Genomic DNA, 23777 nt, shown 5'->3' on the forward strand with positions numbered 1-23777 from the left:
TTTAAATTTCATTAATCACTGGTAGAATCATCGGAACTTTTCCAGTTTCTTTTTTTAAAAAATCTTGTAATTCTAATTTGATACGGTTTTTTATTTCTAAAGTATTAAAGCTATTACTTTGTTGCGCTTTCTCAACAATTTTAATGATGATATTTTGGATGTTTTTTAACATTGTATCATTATTTGTTAAATAAACAACCCCTCGCATTTGTGCATCAACTAAAGAAACTATTTCTTTTGTTTTACGATCAATGGTTAGTCCTGTAATCAAAACACCATCACTCATCAATTTTCTTCTCTCTTCAATCACAATAGCACCAATGTCACCAACACCAATCCCATCAACATAAACATCTCCTGTTGTAATTAAATTAGGATTAGTCTTTTGACGTAAATTAGTATTGTAAGAAGCATCACTTAAAGCACCATTATTAAAATTAAGAATTTCGCCGTTGTCTTGAATTAAAGCATTATTGTGTAGAACTCCTGCTTCAATGGCAGCATTTCTAGCAGCATTAAAATGTTTGTACAATCCTTTAATTGGCACAAAATATTTCGGTTCCAACATATTAGTTAGCAATTTAATATCTTCATATGAAGCATGCAAATCTAATGCTTGCTTTTCAGAAATACTAATCACCTTAACATCTGTTCTGGCTAATTCATCTAATGTTGCTGCATGTGCTAACTCATTTCCTGGAATTGGTGGAGTTGCCAAGATAACTGTATCATCAGCTGTTAAAGTTAGTTCATCATCATTGTTTGTCGCAATTTTAGTCATCTTAGCAAACAATCTTTCACCACTACCAGTAACAATGATCACATTATCTTTACTTTTAGCTGCTTCTTGTAAGGAAATAATCTTAATCTTACTTTTTGATTTCTCACCAGGATTAAAAGTAAAATTAAATCCTTTGATATTTAGTTTTTCTTGACTCTTACTATCGCTATTGTTAGCAATCGCATGTAAAATTTCACTCAAAGTACGACCATGAATTGCCACTTTTCTTTCTGAACCTGTTTCATACATTGCTTGAAAAATTTCATTAATTCTAAACAAGTCTTGATCGTAACAAGCTAAGATAATTCTTCCTGGAGCTTCTTTGATAATTGGCTCAATTAAACTTTGAATTTTATGATGTGGGGCAGTAAAGTCTTTTCTTGCAGCAGTAATTGCTTCTGAAATCAACAATAAAATTTGATTAGTTTTGTTGACACTACGAATTTTAGCAATACGATTAAGATTCATAGTAAAGTCATTATTTTCCTTACCATCAAAAATATAATCTGCCAGATAGAAAATTGTTTCATCAGCATAATTTTTTTCATTTTCTCTTAAAGGTTTATTTCTGCTATGAATTGCAAAACCTAAACTACCTGGAATTGAACTTGTTGTGTTGAATGTATCAATGAAAACATTAATATCATCAAAATAAATTCTGTCATTTGTCTTAACAATATTAAGTTTAATATTACTACTATTGATGAAACGAAAATACTTTAGTTTTTGTTCAATCATAAATTTTGTTAGTTCACTACTATAAATATCAATTTTATACTTACCATCTTTTGTCAAATCTCTTAAAAGATAAGGTAGAGCACCAAAATTATCATCTGAAGGTTTACTAATAAAAATCCCCTTAATGCGATGTCTATTTTCTTTTAAATAAGAGAAGTCAGGAATAATCACATCAATCCCTAACATTTCTCGTTCTGGAAACTTTAAGCCAACATCAAAAACAAAAATATTATTATTAATCTCAATTAAATATAAATTTTTGCCACGTTCATCTAGTCCGCCTAAAGCTACAAATTTAATTTTTGCCATTTCTTTCTCACCTATTCATAATAAAAATTTAATAATTAAATTATTGTATCATTATTAATTATTTTGAAAATCCACCCTACACATACACACCTATATGTGTAAAAGTTACTAATAATTAAATTTTATCATTAAATCAATCATAAAATTACTTTTTTATTTATTTAATAATTTCTAAATCAATTTTACCTTTATCATTAATTTTTGCTACCTTAACATTAAAGTTATCACTAACCTTAACAACATCATTTAAGTTTTCAATCTTCTTTTCAAAAAACTTTGAAAATTGTGAAATATGAATTAAACCATCTGTGTTATTTTTTAAATTTATAAAAGCACCAAAGTTTAAAATCTTAATCACACTACCAGCAAATTCATCACCAACTTGAATTGGTTTGACATTAATAATTTCATCAATTAATTTTCAAGCTGCTTCAACGGCTGCTTGATCTTGATGATAAATTAAAATTCGTCCATCTTCTTCAATATCAATCTTAACATTATTTGCTTGACTAATAATTTTATTGATTACTTTACCACCTGTACCAATAATTTCTCTAATCTTATCAACAGGCACTTGCTTTTGGAGAATCTTTGGCGCATTCGCTGCTAGTTGTGTTCTTGGCTTATCGATTACTTGATTCATACTATCCAAAATTGCTAAACGTCCCACTTGTGCTTGTTGCAATGCTTCTGAAAGAATCTTAAAATCAAGTCCAGAAATTTTGATATCCATTTGTAAGGCACAAATTCCTTTAGTTGTTCCAGCAACTTTAAAATCCATGTCTCCTAAATGATCTTCTAAACCTTGAATATCTGTTAGTACAACATACTGATCTTTTGCTTTAATTAAGCCCATAGCAATTCCTGCTATTGGTGCTTTAGTTGGTACACCTGCTGCCATTAAAGCTAAACTTGACGCACAAATTGCTGCTTGAGAAGTTGAACCATTAGATGATAGAACTTCTGAAACAATACGAATTGTGTATGGGAAATCTTGTTCATTAGGAATCATTTGTAATAAAGCTTTTTCTCCTAATGCTCCATGTCCCACTTCTCTTCTTGATGGTTTACCCATTCTTCCTGTTTCACCCACTGAAAATGGTGGAAAATTGTAATGATGCATAAAACGCTTAGAGTCATCTTTTCCTAAGTCATCAATGATCTGATGCTCTGCTAGTGCACCTAAAGTAACAATTGATAGTACTTGAGTTTCACCACGATTAAAAATCGCACTACCATGGACAATTGGCAAGATATCTATCTTACTTGATAGTGGTCTAATTTGATTAATCTTACGACCATCAATACGGTGATTAGTTGAAAGAATCATCTCTCTCATTGTAACTTTTAATAAGTCTTCTAGACCATTATGAATAAACTTAAGTGTTTCTGCTTCTTTAGCTCCATCAGTTATTCAAGTTGGATTAGCACTGAAAAATGCTGTTTTTGCTAATTCAAAAATTGTTTTAAATTTATTGCTTCGGCCTTTTTTATCAGTAATTTTACTAAGTTCATCAACTTGCGGTTGATAGTTCTTTAAAAAACTAGCAATTTCATCAGGAATTAAAAGTAATGGTAATTCAACTTTTGGATTATTAATTGCTTTGATAACTTCTGTTTGAAAACCAATTAAACTTTTAATCTTTGTGTGTGCTAATTCAATTGCTTCTAGCAAGTCTGCTTCAGCAATCTCTGCTGCTGATGCTTCAATCATATTAATTGCATCAACTGTTCCTCCAACAATTAATTCTAATTCTGAATCAATTAATTGTTGTTTAGAAGGATTGATAATTCATTGATTATTAATTCTACCAACAACAACAGTTGCTGTTGGTCCTTGAAATGGTAACCCACTTAATGCTAATGCCAAACTTGTTGCAAAAGCTGAAACAAAACGAACATCACAATCTTCACTTAAAGCTAAAACATTGTTCACTACTTGTACTTCATAATTAAAACCTTCTGGAAACAATGGTCTAATTGAACGATCAATTAATCTGGCACATAAAGTTGCATACTCACCTGGAAACCCTTCACGCTTTAAAAATCCCCCAGGAATTCTGCCAATTGAATATAGTTTTTCTTGAAAAACTACTGTTAATGGGAAAAAGTCTTGATTGATACTATTATCATTATAATTCACAGTTGTCAACACAACAGTGTCACCATATCGCAAAGTAACTGCTTGTGCAGATAAATTAGCCATCTGTCCTAACTCAATTACTAAATCTTGCTCAGCAAAAGAGAATTTAAAATTTTTTTCTGTCATTAAATTATTTACGCTCCTTAAAAATGTAGAAATCTTCTATAGTGCATTATAACATAAATAAAAACTGGTAAAATTATAAAAAAGCAAAATGGAGGAAAAAATGTTCCAGAAAAAGAAAAAAGATAATTATGAGATCACAAAAAAAGAATTTGAAGAAATTAAAGACCAAGCTTTACTAATTGATGTTCGAGATCCTGAAGAATTTCAAATACTCAAAAAAATACCTAATTCAATTAATATTCCCTATCGCAAGCTAATCGCTGACCCAACTAAATTCATTCCTGATAAAGAAGCAATTGTTGTTACAATTTGTAACGCTGGACATCGATCAACTGCAGCAGCACAATCGCTAAGAGAACAAGGCTATGCTAATAGCTATGTTCTCATGCTCGGAATCTATGGTTACTACAAATAAAAAAGCATCTATAGCGATGCTTTTTTATTTTCTGTATTTAAAGTAACTAAATCGTTAATCATGCCACTAAGATCACTTGCATAACCACCTAAGATAACGCTAACGCTATCACTTTGATCAAAAATTCCACGATTTCTTATTTTTTTTAATTCATTAAAGTCAACTTTTTTATGATCAGCAATATAAACTTTAATCTTAGTATTTGAAGCTGATGCACTAACAACGTTATCAATCCCACCAAAAATATCAACAAACTTATCTAGTTTAATTGGCATTCTTACTTTCTTGGTCTTTTTAGTTGTCACAAATCCTTGTTGACGCAACTTCTTGGCACGTACAACATTTCACACTCAAAGAAAAACACTAAATGCTGCAAAAAGCAAAGCTGATGCTAATAAAATAATCTGTCATACTGGCACATTCATCACCTGATTTTAAAAATTAAAATTGAATAAAAGAATTATTCAATTTCTTAATTAAAGAAATATTATTAGTTTTAAAAGCAAAAATTTTCAATGTTTGATTAGAAATTTTAACTTTTATCTCACTGACTAGTTTATCATAAAAATCAAAAGTATCAACTACTAAATGATTATTACTTAATTTTTCTTTTTCTGTTGCTTGTAGTTTTAAAGTCACAACTTGATTGTAATCAAGAATTAATGGTGCTCTAAGACTACGATGCATATTGTTGTTAACTGGAAATAATTCTTGATACTCCATCAATCTTGCTGATGATAAGATAACTGCTCCACCCGCAGTTTTCATCAATCCTGTTGAACCTGTTTTAGTTGAAAAAATCAGACCGCTACCAGAAAAAACTTGTAACAATTCATTATTAAGCAAAACATCACATCTTAATGTTTGACTAAAATTAACTAAGCGAACTTCATTAATTGCATAAAGAATTTTACTATTCATTTCAACTTCTAATAAATCAAGTTCGTTAACAACTAATTTATCAGCATCATTTGCTAAAGCTTCAACAACTCTATCAACATCAGTAATGGCAAAATTATGATAGAAACCAATTTTTCCTTGCTTGAAAGTAATAAATTTAACTCTATCTAAGTGTTGATTGTACTTATTAACGCCCTTTAAAAAAGTACCATCGCCACCAATAATAAAAACAAGATCAGGAGATACATTATTTTCTTTTGCTTTGATTTTCTTTAATTTTTGCTTTAAAGATAAAGCAACTTTTTTTGAATCTTGATAGTCATTTGTTAAAACTGCAAATTGATAACTAGCACTCATTTTTAATATCCATTCTTTTTCTAATTCTAACTATATTAAATTATATTAAAATATTTTGTAATAGTCATCAAATTCCTTTTCTAAATTGTCTCTTAAAAATAATTCAATTTCATCTTCGTTGTATCCGATTTGAATTCTCTTTTTATCTTCTTGTAAAATAATTGGTCTCTTTAACACTGTTGGTGAAGTTTTAATCAATTCATAAACTTCTTTCATTCTTAAATTTTCAATGTTCACAGCATGCATTTTAATAAATTTAGCTCGACTAGAAACAATATCATGAACACCATTAGGAACAAATTGTAACAATACTTTAATTTCACTCTCAGTCAGCGGATTTTGAATAATATTACGTTTTATATAAGGAATTTTATGTTTATCAAAAAACTGAATCACTTTCTTAGAAGATAAGCAACTAGGAGAAACATAAACTTTTATCATTTTCTTTACCCATACCCTTTATCTAAATTTTCCTAAAAGTTTAGTCTTTTTTTAAATTTTTAACTTATTATTATTTGTTTAATAAACCCGATTCATTTTAATAATTAATTTTTATCTTACCCCTCCTAAACAATAATTAATTTCTATTATTTAGATAAAATTATATAATATTTTCCATTTGATACTTGATTTATGATTAGTGCAACTAAACTTGTCAAATCTTCAAGTTTTAAAGATAATATTAGAATATTTACTAATAAATAAGTTAAAATAAAGTATATAAATCATTATAGGAGTGAAAATTAATGAAAAAACGTGTCCTTTCTGGCGTGACCAGTACTGGAAAACTAACACTAGGCAATTATTTAGGTGCAATTAGCAATTTTGTTAAGTTGCAAACAGAAAATGAATTATTCATTTTTATTGCCAACCTTCATGCCATTACAATTCCCATTGCTAAAAAAGAATTAGCAACAAACACATTAGAAATTGCTGCTTGATACTTTGCTTGCGGAATTGATCCTAACGTTGCTAATGTTTTTGTTCAATCAGATGTTTTAGAACATACACAATTAAGCTATATCTTATTATGCAACAGCTATTTAGGTGAATTAGAACGCATGACTCAATTTAAAGATAAAATGCAAAAAACAAAACAACAAAACAAAACTATCAGTATTCCAACTGGATTATTAGTTTATCCAACCTTAATGGCAGCAGATATCTTATTATACGAACCTGATCTTGTTCCTGTTGGTAGCGATCAAACTCAACACTTAGAACTAACAAAAACTCTAGCAGAAAGACTCAATGCTAAGTATCAAGCGAATCTATTTAAAATTCCTCAACAATATCAAGCACAACATTCACACAGAATTATGAGTTTACAAGATCCAACTAAAAAAATGTCAAAGTCTGATGATAATCCAAAAAATGTTATTTTTCTATCTGATGATCTAAACACAATAACAGAAAAAATTAAAAAAGCTGTTACTGATTCAGAAAATATTATTAAATACGATATAGAAAAGAAACCAGGAGTTAGTAACTTACTAGCAATTTATGCTAGCATCACTAATAAGACAATTGCTGAAGCAGAAAGTTATTTTGCTAGCAAAGATTACAGTTTTTTAAAAACTGAAATCATCACAACAATTCACAATCTACTAGCACCAATTCAAGAAAAGCAACAAAAATATTTATCTGATCAAGCATCCCTAATAAAATTATTGCAACAAGGTGCAGAAAATGCTAAAAAAATTGCTGCTAGCAAACTCCAAGAAGTACAAAAAGCAATTGGCATCAACTATCAATAGTTTCTGAACCTATCAGAAAGGACAAAATAAATGACTAAACTTTATTTTCAAAACACTAATCAAAAGCGTTTAATCTTAGTTGACTTAGATGGAACAGCCTTAAAAAATAATGGTAAAGAAATCCATCCTGACACAATTAACGCCTTAAAGAAAGCAACTGAACAAGGACATATTGTTTGCATTGTTACTGGCCGACCACATCGTGGTTCAATTAAGTTCTACAATCAATTAGGATTGAAAACTTTACTATGCAACTTTAATGGTGGCCACATTCATGATCCTGATATTAAGCATTTTAAACGCCTAATCTTCCCAGTTTCAGAAGCGATCATCAAAGCAATTCTTCATGAAGACTACATCTTCAACAACATCGACAATGCTATTATTGAATATTACAACAAAGCTGTTTGTTGAAAACAGGATGAATTCTTCGAAACTTATTTTCATCTAAACACAATTGCCAACGACACTTTTACAATTAGCAAACTAATTCGTGAATGAAAAGGGAACGCCAATGCGATATTAATCCAGTTCAAAGAAGAAACCAATTTAGATCAAGTTTGACGTGATTTAGAAAAATATTCTAACTCAATCAAAGTCAACACTTGAAAACCTTATGCTAACAATAAAGAAAAACTAATCTTTGAAATCTCAAGTAAGTTCATTGATAAAGGCATGACTGCTCGAATTCTTGCTCAGTACTATAATGTTGACATTAGAGATGTCATCGCTTATGGTGATGAGATTAATGATAAAGAAATGCTGATGGCTGTAGGATATGGCGTGGCAATGAAAAATGGTCACACAGTAATTAAAAGTATCGCCAACGACATCACCAAATTAACCAATGACGAAGGTGGCGTTGGTCACCATCTAACAGAATTACTAAATTTAAAGTAAACTAAAAAAATGAATGAGACTAGTCTCATTCATTTTTTAATGATACTTTTGTTAGCACTTCAACCTTAAAAATAACTTGTCCTTTTTTCTTAACCTGAGCTACTTCAAAACGATAGTTACGATATTTAAATCCAGGGCTAGTTTTTTTAATTGCTTTGTTATGATTCTTAGTTTTAAAACGATATCATTCTTCAACACTAATACTACGTTTCAGAATTGGCGATTTAGATTTTAAATAAAAGCGAAATAGCACATCTAAATTAGTTCTACCATCAACTAAAAATTTATAAGTTCCAACTTCTTGAACCAAACCAATCTTGTCAGTCTCATCATAAATTTCACCAACTAATTCTTCTAAAATATCTTCTAAGGTAACAATTCCGCTAAAGTCTTTCTTCTCTTTATTATTGCAAACAATCGCAATATGAGTTCTTTCACTTTGCAATAATTCTAAAGCTTGATTTAATTTTGTTCGTTTTGAAATATATAATGGTTCAGTGATTAAGTCTTTTAAAAGTGGATTTTTATTTTGCAACATTTCAGTGATGTAATCTTTAATATTTAAAATTCCAAGTACTTCTTGTGTCTTACTGTCGACAACAGGAATTCTACTATAAGTTTCTTTTAAATAAATTTCTCTAATTACCTTAGCTGGTGTGTCACTAAAAATATATCTTACTCGTGCTTTAGGTTGCATTGCTCGATGAATTGATTTTTCATCAAAAGTAATCGCTGACTCAATCAAGTCACGTTCTCCTTTTTCTAGGACTCCTTCTCTTTCAATAATAGAAACTAACTCAATTAATTCTTGTTCTGAACTAGTTGGACTTTCATTTTTCAATTGAAACAATTTAAAAATCATTGTTAGTGGATAGAATAAAAAATTCAGAACATAAAGCGGATAAGCATAAGCTAAAGCAATTTTTTCTGGATACATTTTTGCAATACTTTTAGGAAAAATTTCTCCTAAAATTAAAACTAAAACTGCTGAAACAATTGTTGAAACTACAGGAGCAATATTTCCTAACTTCAAACTATCAACAAATAATATCGTGCTTAAAGTCCCAATCACTAAGTTAACAATTGTGTTGCCAACTAAAATTGTTGTCAAAGTTAAATTATAGTTCTTAACTAAATTAAAAACTATTCTTGCTCTTGTTCTTTTTTTACCACTTCTTAATTTGGCAATTGATTTAATTCTAATAACATTTAATGATGTTAGCGCAGTTTCTGCCGAAGAATAAAAACCACTCAGCATAATTAAAAGCACTATTGCGATTGTATATATGTATCAATTAGATTGCATAAATCTCACTTTTATTTTTTAAAATATTTATTTAAATAATTATAACATACTCTGCAACAGCAATAATTAATTGCTAAATTTATTAAAAAGAAAAACAACAAAAAAATAGTCAAAAGTAGAAAAAATATTATACAATTAATAGTGTTAGTAAATATTTTATTGTAGAAAAAACTAAAATCCTATCCTAATGGAGATGAAAACAGAATGCGTAAATTAGTAAAATTAATGACAATTACCACACTAGCAGCAACTACTGCTTTACAAGTAACAGCTTGTAAAGATGATTCACAATTTGAATCATTTATGAATGACGTTAGTAGTAGTGCCAACAATAACACTGCCTTCTTTGGTTTTTTAGGTACTGCTGATGATGAAATTGCTTCTGCTTTACAAGCTAGTTTGGATTTATTTAATCAACCTCAACCTGATGGAAAAAGTCAATGACAAAATTGAGTTGATGAACATGAAAAAATGCTAGCGAATGAAAAATTAAATTTAAATAATATTTATCTTCGTTACTATCAAGGTCCTTATCATCAAGATAAACCTAGTGATCCAATTGATTCATTCTGAAATGATAAGAACATTAGTTGACAAAAAAATATTTTCAATTGAGTTTACAACCGTACTACAAATAATGATCAATATAAAATTCCGAAAGGTGTTCCTGGAGTTACTGAAATTAATCCAAAAAAAGATGGTAGTGACAACGATATGTTTACAAAACTACCAATTGTCTTCATTGTTTCTAAGGGAAAACTAATCACTGCTGGTGAAAATTGACTTCCTGCTACTAGTTCTGTCACTGAACAATTTGATGCCATTGCACAATTTGTTCTTGATAACTTACTGTTAGTTAATTAAAAAAATCGCTTTTTAAAGCGATTTTTTCTTTAGCTCTTTTTCAACTGACTGACCAACAACATTTTGCGACTCTTTTTTAAGGACAAAATAGTTTCTCAACAGCATCATTGATGCATAAAACATCACAGCAATTGCAATTCATTTTATGTAGTAAGTGAAGGTGCTCATCTCAATTCCTAGACCACCTTGAATGCCAACAAAGATAATAAAAAAGGCGCTCACTGTTCCACAAACTCCACCAATTAAAAGGCCACAAACAACTTTAGGACTATAGTTTTGATCTTTATAGAAACTTAACGCAGTTGCTGGCATAGCAAACCCAGAAGCACATGTCATGATGGGAAAGGCAATAATTGTTTCCATTCCTAGCAATGATACAACTGCTAGCGCAGGCGCATACAACCCAATCCCAAAACTTTGTAACCCACCAATGATGAAGAAAGCAATAATCCCAACTGCTAACTTTCAATTATGTAAACCTTTTGTTCCAGAAGTACCAAACAATTCTACTTGTCCTAAAATCATAAAAATCCCAGCAACAAGCAAACAAATTGAAACAAATAAAGCAACAAACTTTTTATTCACTTTTCCAACAATTCTTGCTGAACAAAATGCTCCCAGCACAGCTGCAAAAACCAAACTAATTAAAGTTGCTAGTTCAACTTGAATTGCACTAACAAACAATACACCAGTAACCAAATTAGGTATTGCTAGACCTAAATTTAAAGTTCCAGGTAACTTCTTAACATTTCTTACTGACTTAATAAGATTTAGCCCAGCAACGCTAACAGCAAAAGAACCAATCCCGATTGTATCAGTAAACGAACTAACATACCCAACAGTTGAAGCTTTAAATAAATTTTCTTCTGTTTCTAAAGCAGCTTTTTTGCTAACTTTAAGAACAATAAAAACTAAAAAAACCAAAATCAGCAACACTGCAAAAATCATAAAAATAAATGCTGTTAGGTGGTTACTATTTTGAAAATTAAAATGTTCTCCATTATTTGCCTTAGCAAAATAAAATAAATAATTTACTAATAAACTAACTAATAATAAAGTAAGTGTTACCCCTATTGCTAAGAAAGCAATATATTTTGGTGGCAAACTTTTCTTTTGTTTTTCTGTTTTATTTGCGATCATTTAAATCCCTCGTTACATTTTCTTAATTTATTTGAGTTTCGTTTAAATAAACTAACAATTGCTTTAAAGCCAGACCACGATGAGAAATCTCATTTTTTTCTGCTTTACTGATTTCACTTAAAGTTACTTTTTTATTAGGTAAATAGAAAAAAGAATCATAACCAAACCCTTGTGTTGCACTAATTGCAGCAGCAATCTTACCATTTAATTGACCAATAAAAGTTTTAGTAATCTTATTCTTATTATCTATACAAACAATCGCAGTAACCATTTTTGCCTTACGATTTTTTTTATTTTCCAATTTCTTTAAAATTACTTCCATTGCTTGATAGAAACTCATGTCACCTTTTCATCTTTCAGAAAAAATCCCTGGAAAATTTTCTAAAGCTACTATTTCTAATCCTGTATCATCACCAATGACAATCGTATCACTATCATTTTTTTGATTAATAAGATAATTTGATAAAGCTTTAGCCTTAATCAAAGCATTTTCTTCATAAGAACTACCATTCTCAATAATATTTAAAGGTTGATCTAAATCTAATAAACTTTTAATTTTGTAACCATAAGGTTGAAAAAAGTTTTCTAATTCCAGCACCTTGTTTGAGTTACTAGAAGCAAATCAAATAATTTTATTCATTTTAATAGTCAATTCCTTTTCTAGCACTTTGGCCATCTTCAAAGTAGTGTTTTTTGGCACTAACTTCACTAATCAAATCAGCAATCTGTTCCAATGCAAAAGAAGCATATCTTCCAGAAAGAGCAATTTCAATGTTAGGTTTTTTATTTTTTAAAATACTAATTAATTCTTGTTCTTTAATTAGATTATTTTGAATACAACCTAAAATTTCATCAACAACAATCAAATCAACATTATCACTTTGACTAAGTTCTTTTAAATATTGTAAACCTTGATTAGTTTCATCTTTTAAAAGTTCTTTTTCTTGTTCATCCATTTCTCAAAAAAACTTAGTTGAAGAATTATAGAAACTTTTAATTGTAATCTCACCAACTTTATTTAAAAAATCAATTTCTCCTGAAGGACGATTTTTTAAAAAACGTAAATAGTAGACACGCAAATTATTCCCTAAAGCACGAATTACCATCCCATTTAAAATTGAGGTCTTACCTTTACCTTCGCCTTTATAAATATGAATATAACCTTTTTGTAACATTAAAATATTCTCCTCTTTAATCTAAACAAATAAATTGTATAATTTTATTAGTTAAGAAACAAGCAACAGGAGATAAATGAATGAAATTTACTGCAGTAGAACTACCTTATAATTTTCAAAATCTTAAAGACCACGAACTAACAAACGATTTATTTATTTTAAATGATACTTTTTTTGTTAAGCGTTCAAAAGAAATCACTAAAGCCTTCCTTAATTTAACTAATCAATTAAATGTCATTCAAATATTAAGGAATCAACCTTTTAGTTTACCAATTTTAGAAGCACAAATAACAGAAGATAAACTATGAGTTTTAATGCCTTACTATCACAATCTCACTACCCTATCTGATCAGCAAATCACTAAAGAAATCTTACAAGAACTATCACAATTAGTGCAACAACTGCATGAAGTTGAAATTAAAGCTACTGACAACATCATCAAATGAGAACCAATCAAACAACTAAATTTATATTGCAATCTAATTGAAACTAACAATACTGCTATCAACGACATCAGAACTGATTTAGAAACGTGAGTTAAATCCTATCAACCAAAAAAAATTGTTCTCTGTCATAATGATTTAGTACCCAACAATTTTGTTTATCATGAAAACAAATGATATTTAATTGATTGAGATTTCACTACTTTAAATGATCCTTTATTTGATGTTGCTTCTTTTGCTTCTGAAACTTTAAAAGCAAAAGCAGATGTTGAGTATTGATACAGTTTATTTAATCTAAGTGAAACAGAACTAGTAAATGTTCAAACATGAGTTAAATATCAAAATCTAATTTGATATCATTGAGCAATGTTTTTGTATCAAAAAACTAAAAATAAAACTTATGAAACAATTGCTGATGAGAAACTAAAAATGCTACTTGCTTAAGTAGCATTTTTAAAGTAAGTAATTGTCTGCACTAAATCTTGATTAATTTGTTCAATCAAAGCTTTTTTACTATCAAACGCAACACTATCACGTAAGTAAGATAAAAATCTAACTTTAATCACCTTATCATAAATATCTTGATCAAAATTTAATAAATAACTTTCAACTAACAATTTGCCATCACGCAAAACAACCACTGTCATTGATTGATGTCACTTACCATCAACTTCTGTTTGGCTAATATAAACTGCAACCCCAGGAACAACATAATTATCACTCAAAGCTAAATTAGCGGTTGGAAAACCTAATGCTCTACCTTCTTTGATACCATGAACTACTGTTCCAGTAACTGTGTAACCATCCCTATTCAGTAACTTATTAGCATGAGTGATATTTTTACTAACAATTAGTTCTTTAATGTAACTTGAAGAAACTTTTTTATTGTTCTCATCAAATACATCTTGACTGATGAAGACTTTTAATGGTGAATTTTGTAAAGTTGCTAAGTTACCTTGTCCTTTTGCACCAAAATGAATATCTTTCGCGCTGACAACAGCTTGAACATTATTTGCTACTAATCAATTAATAAATTCTTCAGCACTGCTACTGGCCAACTCATGACTAAATTTTAACTCACAATAATAGTCAACTTGTTGATTACTTAAAAATTGCTGCTTGTCTTGATTACTCAATAAAATTGGTTCATTTTTATTTAACAAAACATTTTGTGGTTTGACATCAAAACTAACCACTAATGTTTGATAGTGCTGTTGCTTTGCTAAGTCTTGCATTTGCTTAAGTAGCATTTGATGACCTAAGTGTCAACCATCAAAAAAACCTCAAATTGCAATTAAAGGTTTCTTTTCTTGATTAAAGTTTGTCTTTAAATTATTAATCTTTGTTACTTTCATCTAAGTTAAATCCTCTTTTACTAATGTAAGTAGTACCCTTTTCATTAGCATAAATTGCTAAAGGTTGCTTTTGGTTGTTAACCAATAAAACTTCTTTTTTAACTTCAATATCTGGTAAACTAATTTGCTTACCATGTTTAATTTTACTAAGAGTATCTCTATTAGTAATAGTAACAACTTTTAACGAATGTTTCAATCCTTCAACAATCGAAATCATATGCGATTTAACACTTTTTTCATCAGTAATTTCTTCTAATGTTAGCGCATCTTGAATACTAAATTCAGATTGTTGGATTCTTCTTAAACTAGTCATAGTAGCCACAGTTTTTAAAGATGCAGCGATATCACCAATTAAAGCACGAATGTAGGTTCCTTTTGAACAAGTAACTTGAAACTGAATGAAGTTGTTATTATAGGTTAGGAATTTAATTCTTTTGATACTCACCATTCTTTTTGGTAATTCAACTGGTTGATTCTTATAAGCATACTGATACAATTTTTGTCCTTCTTTTTTCACTGCTGAATAAAGTGGCACAACTTGTTCATATTGAATATTATCAAAAGCATTAAAAACTCTTCTTAAACTTTCTTCTGAAATCTTAAAAGCAGAATTATTTTCTACCACATTACCACTAATATCTCCAGTATCAGTTCTAATAAATAGTTGCATTGTTGCGATATATGTCTTATCTAAAGCCAAAATAAAATTACTTAATTTAGTTGCTTCATTCACCAAAACAACCATTAAGCCCGTAGCAATTGGATCTAATGTTCCTGTATGACCAATTTTTTTAACTCTTAGTCTTTGCTTCAAAATTGTTAGACAATCTTGCGATGTCATATAAGCTGGCTTATCAATTAATAAAATATAATCCTTCAACAAACTCTGTTACCCACCTATTTTTTATTTTCATCATCCTCATATTTTTCAATATGTTTACAATCAGGATAATTAGTACATCCTAAAAACTTTCGATTGCCCTTACCTGACTTAACAACTAAGTTTCCAGTTTTGCAAGTTGGACAAGGTTTGATAATTTTAACTTCTTTTTTAATGTATCGACATTTAGGAAAGCCTGAACAACCAATGAACTTGCCATAACGACCAACTCTTTCAACTAATTGATGTTCGTGACATAAAGGACAAATTTCATCTAATAGTTTTGGTTTGATCTTTTCTTCTTTCATATTTTCAAAAGCATTTTCAACTCTTGGCTCAAATTTCAGTCAGAAATCCTCAACCACTTGATTCATCACTAATTGCCCTTGTGCAATACTATCCAATTCTGCTTCAACTTGCGATGTATAGTTCTCGTTAATAATATCATAAAAAAACTCTTGAAGTTTGTCATTAGTTAACAAACCCTTTTCAGTTGCTTTAAAAGCTTTATTTTCAAGAATCACATAACCACGAACTTTGATTGTGTTCAAAATTGGACTATATGTTGAAGGTCTTCCAATCCCTAAATCTTCTAAAGTCTTAATTAATCTTGCTTCACTATATCTTGGTTTTGGTTTAGTAAAGTTTTGCTGTAAGTTAACTTTGTCAGTGCTGATCACTTCATCTTGCTTCAAGTTAGGTAAATTTAGAACTTCTTCTTTTTCAATACTACTATCATCAATAATTAAAAATCCTTTAAATTCAATTTCTTGACCAGATAATTTAAATTGATAGTTATTGTTGTCAAATCAAATTGTTGTTGTTAGTAATTTAGCTGGCGCCATTAGTGAAGATAAAGTACGATTGTAAATCAATTGATAGAGTTTCATTTGATCTTTATTTAAAAATTGACTAGCAATTTTTGGTGTGATTGCTAAATCAGTTGGACGAATTGCTTCATGGGCATCTTGGACATTCTTTTTATTAGTTTGACTTTTTTCTGCACCAAGATATTCTTGACCATAAGTCTGAACAATTAATTCTTTTGCCGTTTCAATAAAACTGCTATTCAAACGAATTGAGTCAGTTCTTGGATAACTAATAAATCCTTGTAACTTACCCTTAATCTCAATTCCTTCATATAATTGCTGAGCAATAAAAGTTGTTTTTAAAGTAGTGAAATTTAATTGCGTTGCTGCTTGAAGCATTGTACTAGTTGTTAGTGGATTTAAAGAATTTCTTTTACGACTTTGCTTAGTAATGCTAGTTACCTTATAACTAGTACTTAATGCTGCCTTAATTGCTAGTGCTTCTTTTTCATTGGTAATCTTAATCGCTTCATTCTGATACTTTTCTAGTGTTAGAATAAAATCTTGATAGGCACTAGTAATCGTTCAAAATTCTTCAGGAACAAAATTAGCAATCTCACGTTCTCGCATTGCAATTAATTTTAAAGCAACAGATTGCACTCTTCCTGCACTTCTTGATCCAATTTTCTTTTGTAACAAATTACTCAAACGAAATCCAATCATACGATCTAACATTTGTCTTGCTTGTTGACTATGCACTAAATTCATATCCAAGTTGTGATCATTTTCCATTGCTGTTAGGATAGCATCTTTAGTGATTTCATTAAAAGTCACTCTTGAAGATTTACCTTTTGTTTCTAGCACACTATCTAAATGAAAAGCAATTGCTTCTCCTTCACGGTCATGGTCAGTTGCTAAATAGATGTGATCTGCTTTTTTAGCTGCTGCTTTTAATTCTTTAATTTTTGGCATTTTAGCTCTTGGTGTTCGATATATTGGAGTATAGTCATCAAAATTAATCCCCAACCCAAAGGGTCCTTTTGCTGCTAAATCTCTGATATGTCCATCAGAAGATAAAACCACATAATCGCTACCAAGATAACTAGCAACTGTTTTAGATTTTGTTGGTGACTCCATAATTACTAATTTTGAACTCATTTAATCAACCTCGTTTTAATTTAATAAATTTTTATATTTAATCATTTATAAAGTATAATACTAAAAATTACAATTGCAAATTAATTTAACTTTTTTGTTTGCGTTCGCTAATAAAAAAGCATAGCTATGCTATGCTTTTTATTTATTGATTAATTTTTTCACTGGTAGATAAGTTTTGCGATGAATAACTGAAATTCCATGTTTTTCTAAATTATCTGCATGCAACTTAGTATAGTATCCTTTATGAGTTGCAAACTGATAGTCAGGATAGTCTTGATGGAAACTAATCATGATTCTATCTCTTAAAACCTTGGCAAGAATTGATGCTGCAGCAATGTTAATTGATTTTTGATCACCTCTAACAAGTGACTCACTAATTCCTTGAAAATCAGTAAAATCTGGCTTTTCAAAATCAATTAAACAAACATTTGGCATAAAGCTAAGACTTTTAAAAGCAATCTCCATCCCTCTAACAGATGCTGCTTTAGGATTACTATTTTCAATAACTGGTAAATCAACAATAGTGATGGCGTAATCTACAGCTTGATCAATAATTAATTTATAAGCTTCTTCTCTTTGCTTGAAACTTAATTTTTTTGAATCCTTAATCAACTCTGATTTAAATCCTACTGGCAAAATTACTGCTCCAACAACAATTGGTCCAGCAATTGCTCCTCGTCCTGCTTCATCAAACCCAGCAATGTATTCAATATTTGGATAATTAATCTGTTCATAATCATAGTTATAAACTATTCCTTCACCCATATCTTCCTTCTTCTATAAAAAAATCATTCTATGTTTAGAATGATTTTATTTTACTATGATTATTATATAAATTTAACAACAATATTTTTTAAATCTGCTTCACTTACTTGTAAATAACAATCTTTTGGATTTTCTGTACCAGTTTTAGATTTTAAAAATTTATCAAGTTTTAATTGAAGACTTGCTAATTTAAACTCTTTTACTTCAGAATTATCAATATTTTCTAAAATATCCTTAGCAACTTCATTTTCATTAAGAACTGTTAAATGTTTTTCAACTTCTTGATCTTCAAATCTTTCCATCGCAGTTGCATCTTCACTATCAATAAATCCAGTTCAAATTAATTTAACTAAACTTATTTCACCATTAAGTATTTTCTCTTTATTTCTTTCAATAAAGATACGATGTTCCTTACCATCTTCATTATATAAATTTAAATCTCAATGTGGTCCAAGATGTGCTGTTACAGTTAATGAAAGAGATCCTTTAAAATATTCTGATTTAATTTCTCCATCACTATTTTTAAAATTTGTCTTTAATTCAATTAAATAAGTATCTTCTTCAAGAGCTTCAACACTAGAACTTAATCCATATTCTTTCATTGAATCAAATTTTTTATCCATATTTTCTTTAATATATTCTAAAATTTGATTTTCAATACCATTAAAATCATCCACAAAAAATTCAGTATTAAAATCTTTGAAAAAATCTTGAATATCAATTAATTGTTTTTCTTGATCTACTCCACATCCAACAACAGATACTGCTGTTGTTGACCCTAATGTTAGAGCTGTTAGTACACTTAACATTTTTTTCACTAATATAGTTCCATCCATTCTATAAATTACTTTTATAAGTGTATTATAAAATAAATACTTAATGAACTCAATGCTTAATAAAAAATAATCAACTTAAAAGTTGATTATTTTTTGATTTGGCTTTTCAAATGAAACTAATCCTAACTTACCAGCTTGCAAATCATGAATTAATAAATTCATTGCTCGATCAACATTATAGTGATTATCTGTCAATTTAAAATGATATTTTTTTGCTAACTCAGCAAAATAATTTGCTAAACTTTCATTAGAAATATCTTGAGTATCAAATGGAATTTGATAGTAATTCAATAAATTATCTGGATAATTTGTTATTAAAAATTTTAGAGCAAACTGAGCAATCTCTTCAACAAATAAATGTTTTGCTGGTAATGCTTTAAGTAAAACTAAAATTAATTTTGTTTCATCGCTATCAAGTTTAGGCGATAAAATTCCTGGAGTATCTAATAAATCAATCATTTGATCTAATTTAAGTCATTGTTGACCACGAGTCACACCAGGACGATCAGCAGTTTTAGTTACCTTCTTTTGCAGTAAATTATTGATGAAAGTTGACTTACCAACATTAGGCAAACCAAGAATCAAAACTCTAATTTGTGGATTTCGAATCCCTTTAGCAAGTTGTTGTTGTAACTTCTCATGATAAATTAATTTAATTTGCTTAATTAATTCAGGTTTAATTTTTTGAGATAAAGATTTTGCTACTAGAACATTAATATCTGCATGATGAAAATAGTCACTTCATAGTTTTGTAACTTTGCTATCTGCTAAGTCAGCTTTGTTCAACACAACAATACGCTTCTTATGCTTAATTAAATTTTCTAAGTCTTCACTATGACTAGCAATTGGTGCTCTAGCATCTAATATCTCAACCACAACATCAATCACTGGTAACTTTGATTCAATTGCCTTTTTAGCCTTAGCCATATGACCAGGGAATCATTGTAACTGCTTTTCTTGTTCCATTATTTTGTCCTTTAAAATGCTAAAGCCATCATTTTTAATGATGGCAGAACATTCTTTGTTTTTAATTTACTTTAGCATTAATTTTAGCTTTAACTTTTTTCTTTAATGCCTTAGTTCCTAAATTACGTAAATAAAAAGGTTTTGCCTGTCTAATTTCTCCAGTAGCAACTATTTCAATTTTCTTTATTAATGGTGAATGCAAAGGAAATGTTTTTTCTACTCCCTTACCTTTAACACCCTTACGAACAATAATATTTTTATTAATTGATGAACCTTTAATACTGATAAGAATTCCTTGAAAAACTTGTAGTCTTTCTTTTTCTTTTTCGTTACTAATAACTCAAGTAACTTTTACAGTATCACCCGTAGTGAATGTTGGTAAACTAGGATTTATTTGGCTTTTGTTTACTTTCGCCATAATTTGATTTTCCATCTTCTTTGCTCCTTTCTTGCGTTAAATTTTTATTCTCAAGACTATCTTGATAGTTCTTGATAATTTTTTCTTCTTCTTTTGTTAATTGATGCTTATTGAAAAGATCAATTCTTTTTTTATAAGTGTTTATTAGTGATTGAGTCTTACGATATAATTCAATTTCTTTATGATTGCCACTAAGCAATACTTCAGGAACTTTCATATCATAAATAACTTCTGGTCTTGTATAAGTTGGATAGTCTAATAAGTTATCAGTGTGCGATTCGTTAGCAATAGAATCGCTATTGATCACACCTTCAACTAATCTTGTAATACTATCAACTAAAATCATTGCTGGAATTTCTCCTCCAGTAACAACATAATCGCCAATTGAAATTTCTTGATCAACAAATTTGATAATTCTTTCATCAATACCTTCATAATGACCACAAACCAAAATATAATTTGTGTCTGCTTTTGCAAAACTAAAAGCTTGTTCTTGCGTTCATAACTTTCCTTGAGGACTTAGCAAAATAACTTTAGCATTGGCATTATCTATCTTAGCATGTTCAATTGCTTTAATCACTGGTAGGGCTTTTAAAACCATCCCAGCTCCACCACCATATGGATAATCATCAACTTGCTTGTTCTTATCTTCACAAAAATCTCTGATGTTCACTACTTCAACAGCAATCTTTTGATCTTGAATTGCTCGTTTAATAATTGAAGTGTTACTAAAGTCATTGAAAGCTTGAGGAAATAAAGTTAAAATTGTAAATTTTTTCTTACTCATAATCAAACATTCCCGGAATTAAATTAAGATAAACTTTTTTGTTATCCTTATCAACTTTGATAATAAAAAACTGATTATTTGGCACATAAAAGGTTGCACCTTGATCATTTTTTACTTCTCATAAACCACTATGATTATTATCAATTAACCCAACAACTTTTCCAAGAATTTTTTCTTCATCACTATCAAGAACTTGATAATCAATTAAATTCTCAAATGAAAAGTTACTATTGTCACTTTTTTCATCACTGATAACTACTAATGATTTATTTTTCATAAATAGTACCAACTCAATGGTTTGATAATTCTCAAAAGTTACTAAAAGAAAATTCTTATGTGCTCTAACCTTAGTAATAGTTAAAGGTTGATAGTCATCATCATTTTTCAAGTAGATTACTTGCTTTGGTTTTCAATTCGTAAAATTCTTACCATAATAGTTACATAAAACCTTAACTTCTCCTAAAAGACCATGAGTATTAATAATTTTAGCAATTTCTAAATATTGCATATCTTCTAACTTAATTCGTTAACAGTAACTTTAACCTTTTGATTATTCATTTCTGCTTTAAGATTTACTAATGTTGATAAAGCTTGAATGATGTTACCATTCTTTCCAATTAGTTTTTTAAAGAATGCTCTTGGTGCTAAAATTATTACTTCAACTTCATTTTCATTTTTGCTAATTTCGCGAATTTCAACTTGATCAATATCTTCTAACAAAATTGGTTCAATTAGTTGTTCAATAATTTTAATATACATATCTCACCTATTAATTTCACTTATTTTTGTTCATTTGTTTCAGATTTTTTTGCTACTTTAGAAGAACTTGGTGAAACTTTTTTTACCTTTACTTCTTTTACTACTGCTTTTTTTTGCTCAATTTTCATGTTGTGAAACTTTTCCATAATTCCTTGTTTTGATAGCAAGCTACGAACAGTTTCAGTAGGTTGAGCACCTGTTAATAAAAACTTTAAAGTTAATTCTTCGTTGATCTTTGTAACCTTTTTAATTGGGTCATAAAATCCAAGAATATCAATATATCTACCATTTAATTTTGCTCTAGCATCAATTGCTACAACTCTAAAACTTGGTTGTACTGATTTTCCTGTTGGTATCAATCTTAATTTAACCATATAGTTCCTCCTTATATATTGTAATATTTCATTATTAAAAAATGAATATAATGAATTTTAACTAAATTTTTTGCTATTGTCAAGTTATTTTACTTGACACTATTTTAATTAAAAATTCTAATCACAACAAGCAAAAATATTTATTAGAACTAGACTTTCTTTAAAAAACATTTATAAAAAGTGATTTTTTACTATAAAATTATTGTAGGGTTTCTATTTTCATAAAAATAAAGAATTAAAATATATTTTAAATATATTTTATGAATCTAAACATTTATTAAAATATTAATTTTTAAGTTAGGAAAAAAACTAAAAATTGACACAATAAAGGAAGTAGAAAAAAATGAACATCAATAAAACTGCTGATGAATGCATTGTTGAAAATGCATCAGTTTTATTAAAATGTTTTGTTGATCCAAGTCTTTCTTTAACACAAAAGCAAGCACTTACTAAATGACTTACTTGCTTCTTTGACTTTCAAGATGCTGTTAATAATAATCAGAAACAAGTTAATGCTTTAGAAGAAAAATTAAATTTTTCTTTTGTACCGCTTTATTACAAAAATGCTTTGCAAGAGTTTAAAACTGCTAATTTTTTTTATAAAAAAGATTTTTCACTCCAACAACTGCAAACATTTTTTCTTGATTATTCAACAAAACAAACTATTAAAACTATCAATACCTTTAGCAAAAAAATAATTGATACTATCAAATTTTACAATATTGAACTTGAAACTAACTTTATTAAGAATTTTCAAACTTTAATTTATGCTGTCCACTATCATTTAGGCTATCTCTTTAAAAGCAAACTAAAAGAAACTGTTACAACATTTACCAAAATTTGCAAAACAAAAGTGCTATGCAAAAAATCTAATAAAGAAACTTTGCTAATTAATTTAATTTTGAAAGAAAATGAAAAATTTTTTAACAAAATTAAACAAATTCAGCTAATAAATTTTATCTACAAATTAGACGACATTTTTCAAGAATCATTTGATTTTAAAGATGTTGACAAAAAAATCTCAAGTTTAATTTTTATCCAACCTAAAAAAATAAAAATAAGTATGTATAAAATGCTAAAAGACAACAACATTGATTTCTACCACGAAATTTGAAAAAATAATCATGTTGACGAAAAAACTAGCAAATTAATTATGCACTTATTTGCCTATGAAACTTATTTTGTTCAAGGATACAACAATCAACAAATTTATGAAGATTTAGTGCTAAAAAACATCATTGATGAAGAAAAATACTGAATCGTGCTCCATAAGTACAAACTAATAAATAAAATAGGAAAAAAAATAGCAGTCTAAC

General features: G+C 28.8%; 26 protein-coding genes. 6 read left to right on the plus strand and 20 right to left on the minus strand.

Annotated features, from left to right (window positions below):
* Position 1: 1 nt before the first annotated feature.
* A complete protein-coding gene (locus tag SPLAT_RS02375) occupies positions 2-1828 on the minus strand; it encodes a ribonuclease J (protein WP_168104806.1) in 1827 nt (608 codons plus the stop codon).
* A 157-nt stretch (positions 1829-1985) separates the two neighbouring features.
* Positions 1986-4097, minus strand: a complete 2112-nt coding sequence (locus SPLAT_RS02380; RefSeq protein ID WP_168104807.1) for a polyribonucleotide nucleotidyltransferase — start codon at positions 4095-4097, stop codon at positions 1986-1988.
* A gap of 100 nt (positions 4098-4197) precedes the next feature.
* On the opposite strand from SPLAT_RS02380, the gene SPLAT_RS02385 reads away from it, so the two are divergent.
* On the plus strand, positions 4198-4512 hold the full coding sequence (locus SPLAT_RS02385) for a rhodanese-like domain-containing protein (protein WP_168104808.1): 315 nt from the start codon (positions 4198-4200) through the stop codon (positions 4510-4512).
* An 8-nt stretch (positions 4513-4520) separates the two neighbouring features.
* On the opposite strand, the gene SPLAT_RS02390 is transcribed toward SPLAT_RS02385, so the two are convergent.
* The 3 genes from SPLAT_RS02390 to SPLAT_RS02400 are packed head-to-tail and all read right to left on the minus strand — an operon-like array spanning position 4521 to position 6210.
* A complete protein-coding gene (locus SPLAT_RS02390; protein ID WP_168104809.1) occupies positions 4521-4931 on the minus strand; it encodes a PTS transporter subunit EIIB in 411 nt (136 codons plus the stop codon).
* Between the two features lie 22 nt (positions 4932-4953).
* Entirely contained in the window at positions 4954-5769 is an 816-nt protein-coding gene (locus SPLAT_RS02395; protein WP_168104810.1) for a diacylglycerol kinase catalytic domain-containing protein, read from the minus strand.
* A 45-nt stretch (positions 5770-5814) separates the two neighbouring features.
* Entirely contained in the window at positions 5815-6210 is a 396-nt protein-coding gene (locus SPLAT_RS02400) for a Spx/MgsR family RNA polymerase-binding regulatory protein (RefSeq protein WP_168104811.1), read from the minus strand.
* A gap of 305 nt (positions 6211-6515) precedes the next feature.
* Between SPLAT_RS02400 and trpS the strand changes: the two genes are divergently transcribed.
* Both trpS and SPLAT_RS02410 read left to right on the plus strand, forming a co-directional pair.
* Positions 6516-7526: a tryptophan--tRNA ligase gene (gene trpS / locus SPLAT_RS02405; RefSeq protein WP_168104812.1), complete on the plus strand. Its 1011-nt coding sequence runs from the start codon at positions 6516-6518 to the stop codon at positions 7524-7526.
* Positions 7527-7556: 30 nt separating this feature from the next.
* Positions 7557-8426, plus strand: coding sequence for an HAD-IIB family hydrolase (locus SPLAT_RS02410; RefSeq protein WP_168104813.1), 870 nt, complete (start codon positions 7557-7559; stop codon positions 8424-8426).
* Positions 8427-8445: 19 nt separating this feature from the next.
* Here the strand turns inward: SPLAT_RS02410 and SPLAT_RS02415 are convergent, their stop codons facing one another.
* Complete coding sequence (locus SPLAT_RS02415) at positions 8446-9732, minus strand: hemolysin family protein (RefSeq protein WP_268833889.1); 1287 nt, start codon at positions 9730-9732, stop codon at positions 8446-8448.
* A gap of 204 nt (positions 9733-9936) precedes the next feature.
* On the opposite strand from SPLAT_RS02415, the gene SPLAT_RS02420 reads away from it, so the two are divergent.
* Positions 9937-10596 (plus strand): hypothetical protein, encoded by a 660-nt coding sequence (locus tag SPLAT_RS02420; RefSeq protein WP_168104815.1) that lies wholly within the window; start codon positions 9937-9939, stop codon positions 10594-10596.
* A gap of 12 nt (positions 10597-10608) precedes the next feature.
* Here SPLAT_RS02420 and SPLAT_RS02425 read toward each other — a convergent pair whose 3' ends face one another.
* From SPLAT_RS02425 to SPLAT_RS02435, 3 genes are read right to left on the minus strand one after another with little or no spacing between them, the layout of a single operon-like run.
* Entirely contained in the window at positions 10609-11736 is a 1128-nt protein-coding gene (locus SPLAT_RS02425; RefSeq protein ID WP_168104816.1) for a sulfite exporter TauE/SafE family protein, read from the minus strand.
* 22 nt (positions 11737-11758) lie between these two features.
* Entirely contained in the window at positions 11759-12376 is a 618-nt protein-coding gene (gene rdgB, locus SPLAT_RS02430; protein ID WP_168104817.1) for an RdgB/HAM1 family non-canonical purine NTP pyrophosphatase, read from the minus strand.
* Position 12377: 1 nt separating this feature from the next.
* Complete coding sequence (locus SPLAT_RS02435; RefSeq protein WP_168104818.1) at positions 12378-12911, minus strand: cob(I)yrinic acid a,c-diamide adenosyltransferase; 534 nt, start codon at positions 12909-12911, stop codon at positions 12378-12380.
* Between the two features lie 80 nt (positions 12912-12991).
* On the opposite strand from SPLAT_RS02435, the gene SPLAT_RS02440 reads away from it, so the two are divergent.
* Positions 12992-13798, plus strand: coding sequence for a phosphotransferase (locus SPLAT_RS02440; RefSeq protein ID WP_168104819.1), 807 nt, complete (start codon positions 12992-12994; stop codon positions 13796-13798).
* Here SPLAT_RS02440 and ribF read toward each other — a convergent pair.
* The 11 genes from ribF to rpsP form a co-directional block, all read right to left on the minus strand.
* On the minus strand, positions 13795-14709 hold the full coding sequence (gene ribF, locus SPLAT_RS02445) for a riboflavin biosynthesis protein RibF (RefSeq protein ID WP_168104820.1): 915 nt from the start codon (positions 14707-14709) through the stop codon (positions 13795-13797). The genes SPLAT_RS02440 and ribF overlap by 4 nt on opposite strands.
* Positions 14690-15592, minus strand: a complete 903-nt coding sequence (truB, locus tag SPLAT_RS02450; RefSeq protein WP_235083218.1) for a tRNA pseudouridine(55) synthase TruB — start codon at positions 15590-15592, stop codon at positions 14690-14692. The genes ribF and truB overlap by 20 nt, the downstream gene beginning before the upstream one ends.
* A gap of 14 nt (positions 15593-15606) precedes the next feature.
* The gene (topA, locus tag SPLAT_RS02455; protein WP_168104822.1) at positions 15607-17556 is read right to left on the minus strand and encodes a type I DNA topoisomerase; all 1950 of its coding nucleotides are present in this window, start codon (positions 17554-17556) and stop codon (positions 15607-15609) included.
* Positions 17557-17694: 138 nt separating this feature from the next.
* A complete protein-coding gene (locus SPLAT_RS02460) occupies positions 17695-18321 on the minus strand; it encodes a ribonuclease HII (RefSeq protein ID WP_168104823.1) in 627 nt (208 codons plus the stop codon).
* A gap of 62 nt (positions 18322-18383) precedes the next feature.
* A complete protein-coding gene (locus tag SPLAT_RS02465; protein WP_168104824.1) occupies positions 18384-19139 on the minus strand; it encodes a hypothetical protein in 756 nt (251 codons plus the stop codon).
* Between the two features lie 93 nt (positions 19140-19232).
* On the minus strand, positions 19233-20123 hold the full coding sequence (ylqF, locus tag SPLAT_RS02470; protein WP_168104825.1) for a ribosome biogenesis GTPase YlqF: 891 nt from the start codon (positions 20121-20123) through the stop codon (positions 19233-19235).
* Positions 20124-20184: 61 nt separating this feature from the next.
* On the minus strand, positions 20185-20556 hold the full coding sequence (gene rplS / locus SPLAT_RS02475; protein ID WP_168104826.1) for a 50S ribosomal protein L19: 372 nt from the start codon (positions 20554-20556) through the stop codon (positions 20185-20187).
* Positions 20507-21328 (minus strand): tRNA (guanosine(37)-N1)-methyltransferase TrmD, encoded by an 822-nt coding sequence (gene trmD / locus SPLAT_RS02480; RefSeq protein ID WP_168104828.1) that lies wholly within the window; start codon positions 21326-21328, stop codon positions 20507-20509. The genes rplS and trmD overlap by 50 nt, the downstream gene beginning before the upstream one ends.
* Positions 21321-21836: a ribosome maturation factor RimM gene (rimM, locus tag SPLAT_RS02485; RefSeq protein WP_168104830.1), complete on the minus strand. Its 516-nt coding sequence runs from the start codon at positions 21834-21836 to the stop codon at positions 21321-21323. Before rimM ends, trmD begins: the two co-directional genes overlap by 8 nt.
* 5 nt (positions 21837-21841) lie before the next feature.
* The gene (locus SPLAT_RS02490) at positions 21842-22087 is read right to left on the minus strand and encodes a KH domain-containing protein (RefSeq protein WP_168104832.1); all 246 of its coding nucleotides are present in this window, start codon (positions 22085-22087) and stop codon (positions 21842-21844) included.
* Between the two features lie 20 nt (positions 22088-22107).
* The gene (rpsP, locus tag SPLAT_RS02495; RefSeq protein WP_168104833.1) at positions 22108-22461 is read right to left on the minus strand and encodes a 30S ribosomal protein S16; all 354 of its coding nucleotides are present in this window, start codon (positions 22459-22461) and stop codon (positions 22108-22110) included.
* A 343-nt stretch (positions 22462-22804) separates the two neighbouring features.
* On the opposite strand from rpsP, the gene SPLAT_RS02500 reads away from it, so the two are divergent.
* Positions 22805-23776, plus strand: a complete 972-nt coding sequence (locus SPLAT_RS02500) for a hypothetical protein (protein WP_168104834.1) — start codon at positions 22805-22807, stop codon at positions 23774-23776.
* Position 23777: the final 1 nt, after the last annotated feature.

It is taken from the genome of Spiroplasma platyhelix PALS-1 (assembly GCF_021496725.1).
Taxonomy (GTDB): domain Bacteria; phylum Bacillota_I; class Bacilli_A; order Mycoplasmatales; family VBWQ01; genus Spiroplasma_D; species Spiroplasma_D platyhelix.